Source organism: Micromonospora sp. C51, assembly GCF_018070435.1.
In the GTDB taxonomy this organism is placed as follows: Bacteria; Actinomycetota; Actinomycetes; order Mycobacteriales; family Micromonosporaceae; genus Micromonospora; species Micromonospora sediminimaris.
Genome location: NZ_JAGPXQ010000058.1, coordinates 15751 through 31966, shown reverse-complemented (window position 1 = coordinate 31966; position 16216 = coordinate 15751). Strand labels below are relative to the sequence as shown.

9 protein-coding genes are annotated in these 16216 nt (G+C 68.1%); 7 read left to right on the top strand and 2 right to left on the bottom strand.

Translation table 11 applies throughout. The features are described from left to right. Positions 1-156 precede the first annotated feature (156 nt). Together KBX50_RS30350 and KBX50_RS30345 are read left to right on the top strand one after the other, a co-directional pair. On the top strand, positions 157-504 hold the full coding sequence (locus KBX50_RS30350; protein WP_210941293.1) for a hypothetical protein: 348 nt from the start codon (positions 157-159) through the stop codon (positions 502-504). Between the two features lie 25 nt (positions 505-529). Further along, complete coding sequence (locus tag KBX50_RS30345; protein ID WP_210941292.1) at positions 530-2494, top strand: hypothetical protein; 1965 nt, start codon at positions 530-532, stop codon at positions 2492-2494. 887 nt (positions 2495-3381) lie between these two features. On the opposite strand, the gene KBX50_RS30340 is transcribed toward KBX50_RS30345, so the two are convergent. After that, positions 3382-4323: a pentapeptide repeat-containing protein gene (locus KBX50_RS30340; protein WP_210941291.1), complete on the bottom strand. Its 942-nt coding sequence runs from the start codon at positions 4321-4323 to the stop codon at positions 3382-3384. Between the two features lie 672 nt (positions 4324-4995). Between KBX50_RS30340 and KBX50_RS30335 the strand changes: the two genes are divergently transcribed. The 5 genes from KBX50_RS30335 (at position 4996) to KBX50_RS30315 (ending at position 13967) form a co-directional block, all read left to right on the top strand. Next, positions 4996-8055: a BTAD domain-containing putative transcriptional regulator gene (locus tag KBX50_RS30335; RefSeq protein ID WP_210941290.1), complete on the top strand. Its 3060-nt coding sequence runs from the start codon at positions 4996-4998 to the stop codon at positions 8053-8055. After that, positions 8052-9485 carry a hypothetical protein gene (locus KBX50_RS30330; protein ID WP_210941289.1) on the top strand — a complete coding sequence of 478 codons (1434 nt, stop codon included), beginning with the start codon at positions 8052-8054 and terminating at the stop codon, positions 9483-9485. The genes KBX50_RS30335 and KBX50_RS30330 overlap by 4 nt, the downstream gene beginning before the upstream one ends. Before the next feature lie 707 nt (positions 9486-10192). Next, entirely contained in the window at positions 10193-10777 is a 585-nt protein-coding gene (locus KBX50_RS30325; RefSeq protein WP_247674717.1) for a hypothetical protein, read from the top strand. Positions 10778-10873: 96 nt separating this feature from the next. Further along, positions 10874-11038, top strand: a complete 165-nt coding sequence (locus KBX50_RS30320) for a hypothetical protein (RefSeq protein WP_210941288.1) — start codon at positions 10874-10876, stop codon at positions 11036-11038. A 928-nt stretch (positions 11039-11966) separates the two neighbouring features. Further along, on the top strand, positions 11967-13967 hold the full coding sequence (locus KBX50_RS30315) for an AAA family ATPase (protein ID WP_210941287.1): 2001 nt from the start codon (positions 11967-11969) through the stop codon (positions 13965-13967). Positions 13968-14437: 470 nt separating this feature from the next. Here the strand turns inward: KBX50_RS30315 and KBX50_RS30310 are convergent, their stop codons facing one another. Continuing rightward, complete coding sequence (locus KBX50_RS30310) at positions 14438-16216, bottom strand: hypothetical protein (protein ID WP_210941286.1); 1779 nt, start codon at positions 16214-16216, stop codon at positions 14438-14440.

Genomic DNA, 16216 nt, shown 5'->3' with positions numbered 1-16216 from the left:
CGGCCTTGAGCAGATCGAGGACCTTGCGACGAAACTCCGGTGGGTATCTCCTCGGCACGTCTCTCCTCAACGAGCGACGAGCCTGACGAGTCAACCAACCCGACTCCACCGAACCCGGGGAACATCAGTCTCCACAGAACCCGGGGCGGTTCAGTGGTGACCGCGACGGTGGGGATGATGCTGGTCCAGTGGTCGGTGCCCGCGACCTATGCACCCGGCATGGAGGTGTGGCTCGGGATCGGGCAACGGGTGGGTGGTCTGCTGATCGGGATCGGGGTGATCACCGCGTTGGTGTCCGGATTGTGGCTGCGGCTGGTGATGGGTGTCCCGTTCGCGATCCTCACCGCCACCCTCGTTGACCGGTACAACACCGGCACCGTCGCCGGTCTCTACATCGTCGCCGCCACCGTTTGGTGGCTCGGTCGCCTGTGGACCCGCATCCTCTACACCGCCCCCACCCAACCCTTCCGCAGCCTTCCCCTACCCGGCCCACCACACCCGTGACACGCACGCCAAGAAGGGTTGGGTGATGCGGTGGCCGCAGCGGGTTGCGGCAATGCTGCTGACCGTCGTCCTGCTGGCCGGACCGCCGATCCTGCTCGTGCGGCTGGTGGGCTGGCCGACGACCGACACACCACGCGTGGTGCTGTGGCAGTGGGTCCGCGACCCACTGACTGAACAGAACCTGACCCTGATGCTGGTTGTGCTGGCCTGGGCGCTGTGGGCCTTCATCGCCTACCTCGTCACCGCCACCACCGCCACCCGACTGTGGGCCGGCGTGCGATGGCTACGCCACCTACCGCTACCCACCCCCTGGCAGGCCACCGCCACCGGCATCGCTGGCGCCGCCGCCCTCACCATTACCACCCCCACCGCCCTGAGCACCGTGGACGAGCATGCGGGTACGACGGTCGGCACCCTCGATACCCACCCCTCCGACGGCGCTGAGCAACCAAATGCCGCCGACGGTGTCAGTGTTCCCGGCGGCTGGCTGCCCTCGCAGGTCGCCGAGCAGGTCGGTGCCGCAGCGAGCCTGATGTGGCTGCGACGCCGCCGCGCCTACCGCCCTGCTCACCCCGGCCAGACCGGCCCTGTCGCCGATGAGCTGGCACCGCTACCGGCCACCGTGACCGAGGTCCAAGCCGCGATCGCCACCCACGACAAGCCCGCCCTGACCAGGGCCGCAGCGGGCGGGATCCTGCCGGAAGGGTTTCCGCCCGCGGGAGCGAGCATCCTTGGCCCGGGTGCCGCAGCCGCCGCTCGCGGCCTGTTGGTGACCGCCCTCCTTGCCCGCCTACGGGACCACACCGCACCGGAGGTGGTGGTCACCCGCGACGCGGTGGCCGCCTTACTCGGTCCGGCGGCCCCGCGACTACGTCCCGGGCCAGGGCTGCGGATTGCCGACGACGCCGACCACGCCGCAGCACTGCTGTCGGCAGCAACCGCGCCCATCGCAGCGGGCGGGGGCGGGCGGCCGCGGTCGGTGCTGATGCTCGCCGCCCCACCCAGCGGCCGCCTCACGGACATCCTTACCGCTGGCCCTGTGACCGCGGTCGTGGTGGCGTCTTGGCCGCACGCCCCGGTCTGGCACGTCAACGCTGACGGCCACACCACCACTGATGCCGGCGACGGCCGGGTGGCCGGGCCGCGGATGTGCGTGCTGGATCCGCTCGCCACCACCGACCTGCTCATCGTCACCGGACACGCCCACCCCGCACCCCACACCACCCCGACGCAGCCACGAATACCGCGCCAGACCGGCCCGCAACCCGCCCCCGTAGACCCAGGGCCGCGACTGCAGGTCCGGGTGCTCGGCGAACCGGACCTGCTTTTCGACGGCGCACCCCTGCCCGTGCGGCGCAGCGCAGCCCTGCACGCCGTCGTCTATCTGGCCGTGCACGCCGGCGGGGTCGACAGCCAGCAGTTGGCCGAAGCGTTGTGGCCGGGACTGCCCGCGCACCGACTCACCGCACGTCTCTACACCACCCTCAGCGACCTACGGACCCTGCTGCGCACGACCACCGGACACACGATCATCGACCGCACCGGCGACCGCTACCGCCTCAACCCGAGCCAGGTCGACGTGGACCTGTGGCGCCTGCGTCGCGCTGTCACGCACGCCGCGTCCACCCTCACCGATCACGGAGCCGCCTGGCAGGCGGTCGTGGATGCCTACACCGGCGACCTCGCCACCGGATACCCCTGGCCCTGGCTGGACCCACACCGCGAGGCCGCCCGCCGCCACGTCCTCGACGCCTACGCGGCCCTGGCCGCCGCCGAACCTGACCCGAGACGGGCACTCGGTTGGCTCCAGGGCGGGATCCGCATCGACCCGTACAACGCGACCCTGCACCAGCGTGCCATTGCCGTGCTCACCGCCCTGGGCGAGCACGCGGCGGTCGCCGAGCTGTCCGACCGGTACGCCCGGCGTATCGCCGCGGCCGGCCTCGACAGCGCCCTGGATGCCGTCAGCGTGCCCGACCCCACCACCTGACAGACCCACCCGCTAGCAACAATCTCATCGATCAACACAAGCACGGCAGCCTGCCCGCCCTGCGACCAACCACAACAGACAGACGGTCCGACCGCTTACCCGTCCGCCGCATAGCATCGACATCCGCAGCTACCCTCTATCCGCAACTCCCATGTCGATTATCTCCGTGAGCTGCTGAATCGTTAGGTCAGGCAGGTGCGGCTGGAGTACTAGCCGCTGCTGTGGGGCCGAGGCGTGAATGCGCTCATGCGCTGAGGACGATTTCCGCGCTAAAACACAGGGCACTGTCTATAGCCTTGGTCTAAATGGACGTATCGGGGCCGCTTGCCTTGCCGGTGGGCAGCCCCGAATGCCGCCTACTTCCCGTTGATCTGCCGGCTGATGACGCCTGACGTCACGTCCACCATAACGTCCCGACCGGCGCTGCCGAACAAGGCAGCGGGCGTTTTGAGATTGCCCCGCTTCTCCGCGTCTGGCTTCCCTTCGGCCGCCAGCGCCACCGCTTGCACCAGGCTGTCTGAAAGGCTCTCCGTGGAGCCAGAGCCCAAGGCGCCGTCGCGCTTCGCCCGTCGGGCCGACCACCCGATATACGCGGGTGCCGCCGTCCCGCGCCTCGGAAGAGCTCGGGGTGTCTCGCCGCTAAGCGCGTTGAACGCCCTGCGGATATCCCGCTCGGTCAGGTCAACGCGGCTACAGAGGTGATGCACCTCTGCATATTTATCGTTCTCTTTGCAGTACTCCACTGCCGCCGACCTGGGAGGAACGCGACCTCCTGGTCCTGTGGGCTGAGGGTGATCCCAGAGCGTGGTGGGGTCAGCAGGCGAGGCAAGGGGCGGTCGTGCCCTACGAGGAAGCTAGCGGTGATCGCAAGCGTGGGTCCACCGCCGTCAAGACGCCTTCAGTTCCGGATCGTTGACGAGCATGGGACTCAACACGGGGGAGTTTACGAGGTGAGCCGGGAGTTCAGCCTTTTGCAGTGACGCCGCGAGCGTAAGTTGATCGGCCGTGAGCCCTTGCGATCCCTGCATCCACGAGAACCGCAAGTTGGTGTCTCGGAAACTCGCTCCTTCCAGTTTCGAATTCACGAGTATTGCGCGGCACAGCAATGAGCCGTCCAAGCGTACGTTCCGCAGATTGAGATCGGGCAGGCTTGCGTAGGCAATATTGATCCTGGTGAGATTGATTACTAGCTCGTCGTCTTCGGGCAACTTTCTACCGATGGTCTGGAGGGCCAACTCGACTTCAGGTGGGACGTAGAGCGGCGGCGGATTTTTGAGGCAGTAGTCATAGCTGCGCGCCAGCGTCTTGGGCGCGTGCCTACGCACAAAGGTCGCGAGGCTACGGAGCACGTCCTGCCGCACCTGCGGCGACTCGCTCTTGTCCCTGATTACGACCGCCAGTCGATTGATGGATCCCTCCCACGCTGTTGAGTCGTTGCTTGCTAGGCCGTCGAGCGCCTCCTGGTATCCGGGCAGGCCGCTGGCTGGGAAGGGTGTGGCGCTGTGCCTCGTGGATGGAGGGGTGGGTAGGGGCTGAGTCATGCCAGCTTCGGGCAGTAAGTTGAACCAGCCGGTTATGAGCGCAGAGCCCAACACTCCAACGGCTGCGATGATTGCCGTCCACAAGTTCAACTTGTCCACGCCCTGTGCCCGCTCGGCGGCCGTCTGACCGAATGTCGGTTTGCCAGGGCTGCCCTGCGATTCCCTGTTCTCAGTGGTCTCACCCGTTTGGCCCATGAAGGCCGCGTCCTCCTTCCCGGGGACACGATCTCCCCAGATAAACATAGCTGAGCGCGGCGTATTGCGGGAGATCGCTGGCTGCGAGGACATGCGGTTCGACCTTGGGTGTAGTGGACCGTAAGAGGCCTGACTGGACGTTTGTTTCATCTTCGGGCCGGTAATGGCCGATTCGCGCCTCGACCGCGGTAGCGTGAGATGCCCGACCCGCCCCAGAAAGAAAACATATCGGCGGACGTAGACCTGCCCGGCTTCCGCGCATTTCATCTCGGGATCGTGTCTGGTTCACTTTCATCCCACATTGACGGACATGACGTCCACCGCGTCGAGGACTCGACACCGTACGCCTGCTGCATGACCGAAGGGCGACCCATCCGTCCGACCTGTCGGACGCCCGCTGGGCCCTGATCGCACCCCGCCTGACCGCGTGGCGACAGGCCCGCACAGACGCCGGCGTCAGCGGCCGCGCCCCCCACCTGCTCGACCAAAGCCACCGCCGCCTACTCCACTCTGACCAAACCTGGGTCGACGCCGGCTTCATAAGCCGCCTCGTCGAACACGGCGCCGCACTCGGCGTCGACGTCGAGATCGTCACCAAAGATCCGGGCGTCCCGATGCGGAGCCCTCTGAACTGGGGTTGTGAGGTTGTGTTAGGTGCTGTGAGGTGCTGTAAGCCGCCGAAACGGTATCGGCGGCCCTGACTGCTCCTACGGTCGGTGACACCACACCAACCGATTGGCATGCATCTGGGGACGGAGGCAGGGCATGGCGAAACCACCAGTCTCGACCGCCACCGTGGTCGCGGTCGTCCTCGCGGCAGCACCACTGGTCCTGGCCTACCGGGCAGCCTGGCTGCGCCCGCCCACCCCGTCACCGGAGCAGATGAGGGCATGGCTGCAGCAGCCGCTCACCACCGGCTTCCTCACCACACTGCTGAAGACCTGCGCATGGCTGCTGTGGACTTTGCTCGCCACCACCGTCGCTCACGGCTTGGACCGGCAGCTGCGGGCACGGATGCGGTGGCAGCTCGCGCTGCGCCTACCCGGGCCGTTGCAGGGCCTCGCGGCGGCGGTACTGGGCGCCACCGCCGTGACCTCCTCCGCCCTGCCCGCCACCGCGCACTCCGGTCCCACGGCCGACGCGTTTCCCGCGCTACCGCACCGCGACGACACGCCCCGGTCGATGCCCGGCCCGCACCAACCGCCCACCACCGCCGAGGTCGGCCAAGCCAGCACCCCCAGCGTGCTCGACGAGGCATCACGCGACCCCGCAGTCCAGCGTCTCCGGGCTGGCACTGACACCGGGCGGCCGGGCCAGGGAAGCGTGCCGACGGGGCGGCTGGCAGCCGATCACAACACCAGCGTCTTGTTCGCTCAGCCCGCCACCTGCCGGGTGGAACGCGGCGACACACTGTCGGACATCGCCGCACAGTGGCTCGGTAATCCCGACCGGTGGCCCGAGATCTTCGCCCTCAACCAGGGCACGCATTACCCCGACGTCGGCGGCACGCTCACCAACCCGGACCTGATCTACCCCGGCTGGCTGCTGACACTGCCCGACGACGCCACACCACCGGCCAACACACCATCCCCCACCCCACCGCCAGCCGACCCCAGCCCGGCAGAGCCCGAACGACCATCCCCCACCCAGCCGCCGCCCACCGCGACCCCGTCCGAGACCCAGGCGGCCGAACCCGCTCCATCCGGGCAGCAGGACGATGACGACGGCGTGGTGGAACCCTCCGCACCGGCAACCAAATCCGCCGCACCGACGGAACCCTCACCGACATCCACAACCCCGACGACCAGCCCCGACCGCGACGACGAACAGCAGCGTCCCAACCCCCAGGCGGAACCGCCGGGTGTCTCCCTTGGCACCGGGGGCTGGCTCGACCTCGGCCTCGTCACCGCGATCCTCACGGCCGTCGCACTTGTCTGGGCACACCGCCGTCGCCGCTACACCCCCCAACCACCCACGCCGCAGCTGCGCCTCAACGACCCGAGCCTCGCCCCAATGCCGAAACTGGTCGCCCGGATCCGCCGCAGCCTGCGCCCGCCAGCGTCCGACACCCCACACGACGAACTCGTCGCCGACCCGGACGCGACCACCGCCCCCGCAGCCGACGACGAACCCGGCAGCTCGCCGACAGGCGTGGCGCGGCCGCTCACGCCGGCGCTCGACGGGCCGATGATCGAGGTGTGGCCACCCGCCGGGCTCGGACTGACCGGCCCCGGAGCCCACGCCGCAGCCCGAGGCTTCCTGATATCAACCCTCGCCACAGGCGGCATGGACGACGCCCGCGGGCGCGGCGGCCAGGTCGTCATCCCCTCCACCACCCTCACCACCCTGTGGGGCACCACCGAGGCCGTCGTCCTGCCGGCCACGCCGCGACTGACCGTCACCGACGGGCTCACCGACGCTCTGACGCTGCTCGAAGAGCAGACCCTGCACCGCACCCGGATGTGCTTCGACGCCGAAGTCGACACCATCGCCGGCCTCCACGAGCTGAACCCGCAGGCCGAACCCGTGGCACCGACGGTACTCATCGCCGATGCCACCGCCGCGTATGAGCGCGCCCGTATCGCCGCGCTGCTCACCCAGGGACAGCGGCTCGACATCCACGGCGTCCTGCTCGGCGCCTGGCCCGACGGCGACACCGTCGCCGTCGCCCGCGATGGATCCACCAGCCCCGCCGACGGCACCGCCCACCGGCACTGCCACCACCCCGCCGACGTCGGACGCCTCACCGTCATCGACCCGACCGAAGCCACCGACCTGCTACGGATTCTCGCCGAGTCCCACACCGGCCAGACCCCGCCACCACCAGCGGACGACGCACCCCCAACCGTCGACATCCCACCCGGCCCGGCAGTCACCGACAACCGCGACGGCACACCCCACGACGCGGGCGACCTGCAGCCCGGGCCCGCCGAACCGCATCCTCGACCCGCGCCCACCGCGGACGAACCGGCCGTACCACCAGACGCGACCCAACCACCAATTACCCACGACCAGGCCGAAGCCGACGAGGCCGCTCAAGACGACGACGCCACAGCCACCCGTCGAGTCCAAGTCCAAGTCCTCGGCGACGCCCGCATCGTCGACATGACCACCACCCTGCCGCTGCGCGGCAAAGCCCTGGAACTGCTCACCTACCTCGCCGCCCGCCAAGGCGTCGCCAGCCAGGAAACCATCCTGGAAGACCTGCTACCCGACGCCGCGACCAGCAAAGCACCACACCGGCTGCACACCTACGTCTACAACCTGCGCCGCGTCCTCGCCAGCACCGGCGGCCCCGCCACCTACCTGACCCACCCCGGCCGCCGCTACATCCTGCACCGCGACACCCTCGACGTGGACCTGTGGCGCATGAGCGACGCCCTCGACGACGCCAACCGCGCCACCACGCCCACCGCCCGCATCGCCGCCCTCCGCCGCGCCGTCACCACCTACCAAGGCCCACTCGCCAACGGCAAAGACTACGAATGGATCGAACCGTACCGAGAAGCCGTGCAACGCCAAGCCGTCGACGCCGCCCTCGCCCTGGCCGACGCCCTCCACGACCAACCCGGCGAAGCGCTCGCCGTGCTCACCACCGCCATCGGCCACCACCCGCACACCGAAGCCCTGTACCAGGCGGCCATGCGCGCCCACGCGGCACTCGGCAACCCCACCGCCATCCGCGACCTGCACCGCCAACTCACCCGCGCCCTCAACGACATCGACACCACGGTCAGCGACGACACCACCGCCCTCGCCCGAACCCTGCTCAACCAGCCGCAGCGCAGCCAACCCGCCAACGGCTACGACAAGGGCCCCTCATGACCGCCACACCCGCGGTCACGGGCCGCACCAACGGCACCACCTGGCACCCCGCAGCCTCGCCCGGCCGCCTCCCCGCCGAACACAGCCCGACCCGACCCGATCAGCCCGTCGGCGAGCAGACCGACACGCAGCTGAGCCAGGCCGTCCACCGCGCCGCGCAGATGCGCACGCTCTTCTACGTCGTCGTGCTCCTCGTCGCCCTCGCCGGACAGGTCACCGCCGCAACACAGAAACTCGACATCCACCCACTCATCGCGATCCCCGCCGTCGGCGCCCTGGAACTCGGCGGCATCGTCGTGATGACCAACGCCGACGTGCGCCGCCGCCTCGGCGAACGAGCGATCGCCTCCCGCATCCTGTCGGCCGCCATCGCCGCCGGCGCCGTCGCCTTCAACTGGCTGGCCCACGACAACCACCTCCTCGGCGGCTTCTTCGCCGGCATGTCCGCCCTGGGCTACCTCGTCTGGCTCATGCACGTCGAGAACGGACGACGCGACCGCCTCCGCGCCACCGGCGCGCTACCCGCCACCGCACCGGCCTACGAACTCCTCGGCCACTGGCTACGCCACCCCCTCATCACCCACCGGGCCCGCACCGTGGCCAAGGCAGACCCCCGGCTCGGCCTGTACGGATCCCTCGATGCGGCGTGGGAAGCATTGCGCTGCGAACGGCGCCGCGCCGCGATCGCCAAAGTCCTCCACCGCAAGATCAGGTCGGCGGTCGATCCGACCACGGCCGCGATCGCAGTCCACGTCTACAACCTCGACGAGATCGCCGCCCGCCTGGCCGACACCGCCGACTACGACGGCCTCACCACACTCATCGCCGCCGACCTCACCCCAGCCCGCATCGCCACCGGAGCCGACCGACGCGAGCAGGAACGCCTCGACCAGAAGCGCCCACAGCCCAAGCGCACCACCTCTGGTCGGCAGCCGACCTTGCCCCGCGAGGAGCTTGGGCCTGTCGAGTCGACGTCGCGCGCGTCGGCTGAAGCATCCATCGCCGAACCCTCGAGAGGCCAGCACGGCAACAGCCACCCCACCGACCTGAATCGGCCGGTGAAGGTGGCAGGCACGTACGCCCATGAGGACCCACACTCAGCGCAACCGCTGCGGCCTGAACCCGGTCTGCAACGCGGGGCTCCCACCGATCCCGACCCGCCGCTAGCCCGCACGAACAGCACCGATAGTGCCGGTGGGACGTCGGTACCAGGCGATCACGACAAGTCGTCCCACAGTTCTGTCGCAACAGCGGCCGCCGTGGCCTACTGGCTCGACCTCGACCCACAGATGGGATACGACGAGATCGCCCGTCGGATCGGTAGGACGGAACGAACCGTACGCCGCAATCTGCCACCCGGCTTCCGTCGACGACGCACGAGCGGTCGACCAAAGACAACGCGAGATCCAGGCAATCAGCTCACGACATGACCGAACATGTGCGGTGTTGCCCTGAGCTCGCTGCTCGACGCTGGCGGGCGGACGACCTGTAGTTGCTGCGGTATGCCGCCGCTTTCCGGGCTTGCCACCGAGGCTCGGTCGTACCGCGGAACTCATGGAGGAACTCGCCGCAGGCACCTTCGGCGCCGCCCAGGCCGTGGCATTGCTGCCGCACCTTCGACACGGCGGCCCGCTCGACATGACGTCCATCAACGCCTAGCACTCCAGCCGCACCTGAGGTAGTCGGTGTCTTCGCTGGTAGCGGGCTGTTCTGGCCCGGTACTGGTGGCGTCGTTGCCATCGTGACTGTCGATCGGCGCGGCTCCGCACGCCCGAACCGGTGCGCGAACCGCGCCAACAGATCATCCAGACCTGCCCGCCAGCCCACAATTTCATCGATCAACACAAGCACGGCAACCTGCCCGCCGCCCTGCAACCGACCACAGCAGACAGACGGTGCGATCACACCACCGTCGACGCGATAGCAGCGACATCCGCGTGGCCGGTACACTCCGACGTCCACCATGCCGACGATCTGCCGAAACTCCAGATCAGGAAAGTGTGGCTGGAGTACTAGAGTGCCCGCCCGCCGACCCAGGAATCGGCCGCTCTAGGTCTGTCTCGACGGAGGAGGCGAGCCAGGGACGCAGCTCGTACCGTTTCCCGTGACAGTCCCCTCGAAGCCCAGCGGAGCACAAATGGACCAGCCGTGCCCTATGACGCCAGCTCAACGCTGCGAGAAGATCGTCAAGGCGCTCGCCCGATACCGCGCCAAGGTCCCTGAGTGCTACGACGAACCGCTACACGACGTCATCGAGCGCGTCGCACGTACCGGTAGCATCGGCAAGGTCGACATCGGTGCGCTGTACTTCTGGAAGCGTATCCAGCTGGGGCGATGGAACGAGCCGTTGCTGAAGGCACCCGAGGCGACGGTACGGGGGATCACCGCCACTGCAGTCGAAGCAGCGCGCAACAGGAGCCTGTCTGTACCCGAGGCGGCAGCTGCCGCCAAGGTAGCTCTCTCCCCGCTGCCTGGCATGAAGACCGGCGGCGCTCTTCCGTCCGCACTGATCCTGGCAGCCGCACCACATCGGATGGCCGTATACGACAAGCGTGCCCGCAAAGGGCTGGCCGATGTGTGCCTACCCCTGAGCGACGGCCCCGCCCGATACCGGCGCTACATGGAGCTTATAGAACAATGTCGCGTTGAAATGGCTGAGCACGGCGCTGGGATCTACACAGCCCGTGAGGTCGATCTAGCGCTCTACTGGCTTGGCGGATGACAGCCTCCGCCCCTGAGCCCCGGGCTCGCAGCTTTCTTGATGCAGGGTGGTTGTGATACTTGCGGGGACCCACAGAAACACCATTAGCGTGAATTCATGACGCAGAGATGCTGGACGGAGCAGGAACTCCGGGAAGAGTTGATCCGCTACCAGGCTGAACTTGAAGAGGCTGGTAAAGGGGACAAAACCGTGCACACCTACGTGGACCGCGCCTCGCGCTTCATCCGTTGGCTGGCAGGCGAGTACGATCCTCGCGGCTAAGCGAGCTGGACTACACGGAAGACGTCCAGGCTCCAGCTGCAGGATAAGGCTTGCCTCGTCTTTGCACGTCAGCTGACGAGGTTCAAGACGTCCCACCGTCGATGCCACTGTCGGATGCGCTGTACGGGTATCGCAGTGTGATCGCTTTCCTGGGTTCCGCGGGCGTGCCCCTCCGACGCTGGCCAGCCATGCTGCGTGGTGGACTTGGACGTCATCCCGCACCCATGACGCTGGCGCTACGTAGAAGTCCGGCATTTCTCCGGTGAGGTCCACGAAGATGACTGCCTCAGCATCCTCAACCGTCGGTTGACTCGCGTTGGTCTGCCATGGTGAGTCGAGCAGTCTGCGCGACAGGACTTGCACTGTTCGACCTTCGACGGAGAGACGCGTCCTTGGCCCGTCGATCGCGACCTTGTATCCCTGGCTCGCCACCATCGCAGCCGCGTAGTAGCGAGCGACCTGGTGTACCTGGTGGGTGTTGAGGTGATCGAGGTCCATCGCCATCTCCCTCGCAGTCTCGTTGGCCTATCCTGCCATCGCGTGCGCCGATTCCCAGCTCTGGCCGTTGCCAGGCGATGCGCCGTCATCGCTTCAATAGTCGGCCTTGGCGCCTGACCCTGGCCCTCCGGCGACTCCTCCTCGCGCGCTTGAGGACACCGACGGATGCTGAACCCGTGGTCGCTGTCCAACAACTGGCGGAGTTCGGCGACTCCCTGGAGGGCGGCAATCCTGATGGTAGACAGCGGTCGGTCTCCCGCGTCCCAAGGCGGTAGGCGAGGCAGGTGTTGACCGCGTCCTCAAGCCCCAGGTCCACCACCAAGGGGTGAGGCCTAGGCGGCTGGCCGTGTTCCCGATCGCTGGCTGACGCGCCGTCGGGCCGCCCCATCGGTGTCTCGCAGCAGTCGCAGGCCATTGAAATGATGGCCGCGTGCGCATCACCAAAATCTCCGTGAGGGACTTCCTCGGCCTTGCCGCTGCGGATGTCTCCACCGACAGACCCTTGACCGTCGTTACAGGCGCGAACGGCAGCGGAAAATCGACACTCCTGCAGGCAGTCAACCTGATGCGTGACGCCGTGCACGCGGCCACCAGCGCGCCAGCGACTCTTGACAGCGAGTGGGCGACGGCTGGGCACAACGGCGCTCAGTCGTTTGAGGTTCGCGTGGGCATCAAGTTCAACGCCTCGGACGAGTGTTCGCTCATCGACTCCTACTACCGTGCTGCGACGCTGCACCTTCTTCATCCGGAAGCGGCGCCGGACGTGCTGAGGTTCGCAGCAGTGGTCGACTCGCGGCTCAACCCCGAGTCAATGTTGCCGATGACGGCCGGCGATCTGGTGGTCCGGTTCGATGAGCAGCAACGGGCACGCTGGACGGTGGGATGGGAGTTCGAGCTGCCCCACGGACCGGCGCACGTCCAGCTCCTCGGCCACGATATGGGACGTTTGGTCGATGGTCCGGTCGCCGTGAGCCCCAGCAACGCGCGCTACGTCAACGAGTTGTGCCCGTCGACGAACGACATAGAGACAAAGATCCTCGATGAACAGTTGCACGTCGAGCTGTGGGGCAATGCGCCAAATGCCCGTATTGAGTTCGTCGTCGAACGTGTAAACGCCTCAGTTCAGCCTCCGTGCATCGCCGCCGTCCTAGCAGAGGCGGACCACCAGCCTCGGCCTCAAGACCGAGTGCTGTTCGCGCGCGTGCTGGACCTGCTGCTGGAACGTCGGCTTCAAGTGACCAACAACCACCGCGCACCGATCCGCACGCACTACGAGGTACGGGAACTCGCCTCTGCGCCGAGCTTGCAAGACGGCTCGTTGTTGGCCTTGGAGCTACACCGGCTGAAGAACGGATCGGCTGATGACCGTCGCCGGTTCGCCAAAGTGCAGGAGTCCTTCAAGCAGCTGATCGGAGAGCACATTGATTGCACCGAGCAGGTAACTACGGGTGCTGACGAGACTGCGCAGATGGTGCTCGTGCCGACCATCCAGATCGAAGCTGGCGGAAATCTGCACGATGTTCCACTGCACCGCGCCGGAGCAGGTGCGTCCGAGGCCCTCTTGCTCGCCACGCTGCTGGCAGACGAACGCCGCTGCGTCTTCCTAGATGAGCCGGCTGTGCACCTGTCGCCGACGGCGCAACGACGACTGTTGGCGATGCTGCGATCCCGACGGGACGCGCAAGGTCAAGCGGTGTGCGTGACTCACAACCCCGATCTCGTGCCGGCGCAGACGGCTGAGGAGTTGTCGAGCATCGTGCGCATCTCGAAGGTGCCGGGGTGCGCTGCGGTGAACTCGCTTGCTCTGAGCACAGCCGCGGACGTCGCTGCGATGACACGTTTGCTCTCCTCCTCTGAAGTTCGCAGTCTCCTTTTCGCGGCCGGAGTAGTGCTGTTCGAGGGAGCCACAGACCTCGCCGCCATCAGACGGTGGCTCGACGGCGGCGTCGTGGACAACAACGGGCCCCTGCCAACGCCGGACGAGCGAAACGTCGTCTTTCTGTCGGTTGACGGGCAGACTGCATTCGGGGCTTTCGCGGACTTGGCGGAGCGACTTGGGGTGCCATGGGCGATTATCGCTGACGGTCCTGCGATGCGCCCCGGTAGCAGAATGGCTCGGAAGTTAGCGAAACTCGGCAAGCCGGTGCCGCAGTCTGGAGCGCGGCTGGCTGATGTCCGAGAGGCATGGGCGGCCGAAGGTATCTTCACCCTTGCTGATGAGTTCGGGGATGACGGCTCGAAGGGCGGCGAACTAGAGGTCTTCCTCGAACGATTAGACGAGCGGACGCTCTGCCAGGTGCGGCGGGATGTTGGCGCGCACAAGGGAGCAAGGGTTGGCGCGGCTTTTGCCGATGCCATGGCGGTTCCGCCGGAGGTGGTGACGCTATGGGCAGCCTTGCTCGGCACCCTGGGCTTGCCTTCTACGAAATGAAGGGAACCGAGCACGACGAGGTTCCGTCATCGCCGGCAACGTAGGGGAACCCTCAAGCCATTCGCCTCCGGCCCGCTTCCGCGTAGACCGCTACCCTCGTCCTGGGGACAAGGTGAAGCCCCTTTCCGCGAGAGTGTTGTCGGTGCGGAGCCGACTGTCGAACCGATCACGGCGCAGGAGTTCGAGCGAGTGTGGCAGCAAGGCCGACGTATGCGAGGCACCGCATGATCAGTGGAGGGCAGACCTCAGCCCCCGACGGTCAGCCACGAGACCATCGGAACGGCTGTCCCTTCAACTCATCCCGGACGCTGTTCCGGCGCTGACAGCGGGGCAACGCAAAAAGGGCCAGCTTCTTGCTCTGTCGGATAGGCGCCCGGCGAGGCACCGCCGTCTGATGACACTCACACAGACAGGTCGTCACCGCCCACCCCGGGAGGGCAAACGGCGGGCGGCGACGACCCATGCTGTAGTCAGGTGTTGCGGAGCGCGGTGGCAGCCGCGCGGGCGATGAGCCGTCCGGCGTCGGCGGGGTTGCCGAGGACGGTGGCGTGGGCGCCGGTGAGTGGCTGGGAGTTGGGTGGGCCGAGCCAGAGCAGTCCGCAGCCGGCGCGGACGAGTCGGTCCAGGCGTGTCTTCCCGTCGATCAGTTCGCTGCTGGTGAACTCGCCGTCGCTGACCACGACGAGTAGCCGTGCTCCGGCGCGTGGGTCGGCCAGTCCGAGGGCGGCGTCGAGGGCGTCGACGGCGAGGGGGAAGCCTTGGGTGTGGCCTTCCCGGGCGAACAGGCGAACTTTTGCTGGTGGCTGGCCGGGGTGGGTGACGGCGGTGACGTACTGGCCGAAGGTGACGGTGGCGCTGGTGCCGCCGGCCCAGGCGGTGGCTTGGGCGGTGATCCACGCTGCGGAGGCGATCGGTCCGGCGAACGCGTCTACGGACGGGGAGACGTCGGCGACGATGCCGACGTGGATCGGTGGTTGGGGTGTGCGGCGGCGTTCGGTGCGCCGCCATGGCTGGGAGGTGGGCAGCTGCCCGGCGGCGCGTTGGGCGTCGGCGGTGAGCGCGGCGCGGGTGACGAGCCGTCCCGGTGGTGTGGTCGAGGTGATGACGGTGTCGGTGGGTTCCCGGTGGGCGGCTTGCCGCAGGGTGCGGGCGAGGTGTCGGGCGGCGGCACGTTCGTCGTTGTCGGCTGGTCGGGTCCGCGTCGCCGGGGGCCGTGTGCGCACCAGCGGGGATCCGTTGCTACTGGCGCCGCCGGCGCCTGCGTTGGTGCCGAAGACGGTGGCGGCGGCGTCCTGGGATCGTGTGCGCTGGTTGGCTTCGGCTTGGCGCTGCGCGGCGCATTGCTGGGCGCGGGCGGCGGCGGTCGCGGCGGCTTGGGCTGCTTCGGCGTCGTGGCGGGCCACGGCACCGACGACGCTGGTCGCGGCGTTGCGCAGCACACCGCCACCGGCGGGGCTACCACCCCCGCCCTGTCCTGGGCTGCCCTGCCCGGCCTGGCTCGTTGCGGGGGTGGGTGGGGTGGTGTCGGGGTCGATGCCCAGGGCGTGGCACCAGCGTCGGCCGAGGGCGAGCATGGCGTCGGTGTCGTCGTCGGGCACCTGGTGGGCTTCTTGCCAGAGCCGGGTGAGGGTGCCGAGCAGTGCCGGGCGCAGGATCCGGGTGACCGCCGTGCGGAGTTGGTCGGCTTCGTCGGGGTCGAGGACACCGGCGTCGACGCGGCCGAGGACGAGCGCGGCGCTGGCGGCGGCTGCCCACGGGTCGTCGGTGGTGGGGATGTCGTCGAGCAGGATCCGGGTGACGGCGGCGCGTAGCCAGCGGCGGTCGCCGGGCCGGCGTCGTAGTTGCGCGGCCTCGATGCGGGATTCCTCCAGCAGCGCGGTGGCTTCGGCTACCCGGGCGGGTCCGGACCCGAAGGCCCAGCGGGTGTGCTGGGAGTGCGCGGCCTCGTGCACGAGCAGCCCCCACGCGACTGGGTACTGTTCGCGGGCGTCGGGGTCGTGGGGGTCCACGTGGCGGGGGTCGATGCCGAGGTAGGTGCCGTCGATTTCGATGGTGGCTTGTTCGCGGATGAAGCAGGCGGGTGCGCCGCCGCCGGCGCCGGGTTCGATGACGACGAGCAGGTCCTCGCGTCCGGCGATCGGGGGGATGTGCGCGCTGAGCGCGGCGGACAGGTGCAGCCAGACGTGGTCTGCCGGCAGCGGTGTGGACGCGGCGTCGGGGTCAGCGTTGAGGTGCTGCGACAGGGACAT

What these genes read in the sequence shown, in the direction of transcription:
- KBX50_RS30335 (WP_210941290.1), top strand. Translation starts at nt 4,996, where the DNA reads ATGGCGAAACCACCAGTCTCGACCGCCACCGTGGTCGCGGTCGTCCTC.
- KBX50_RS30340 (WP_210941291.1), bottom strand. Translation starts at nt 4,323, where the DNA reads ATGTCCTCGCAGCCAGCGATCTCCCGCAATACGCCGCGCTCAGCTATG.
- KBX50_RS30345 (WP_210941292.1), top strand. Translation starts at nt 530, where the DNA reads ATGCGGTGGCCGCAGCGGGTTGCGGCAATGCTGCTGACCGTCGTCCTG.
- KBX50_RS30330 (WP_210941289.1), top strand. Translation starts at nt 8,052, where the DNA reads ATGACCGCCACACCCGCGGTCACGGGCCGCACCAACGGCACCACCTGG.
- KBX50_RS30320 (WP_210941288.1), top strand. Translation starts at nt 10,874, where the DNA reads ATGACGCAGAGATGCTGGACGGAGCAGGAACTCCGGGAAGAGTTGATC.
- KBX50_RS30310 (WP_210941286.1), bottom strand. Translation starts at nt 16,216, where the DNA reads ATGTCCCTGTCGCAGCACCTCAACGCTGACCCCGACGCCGCGTCCACA.
- KBX50_RS30325 (WP_247674717.1), top strand. Translation starts at nt 10,193, where the DNA reads ATGGACCAGCCGTGCCCTATGACGCCAGCTCAACGCTGCGAGAAGATC.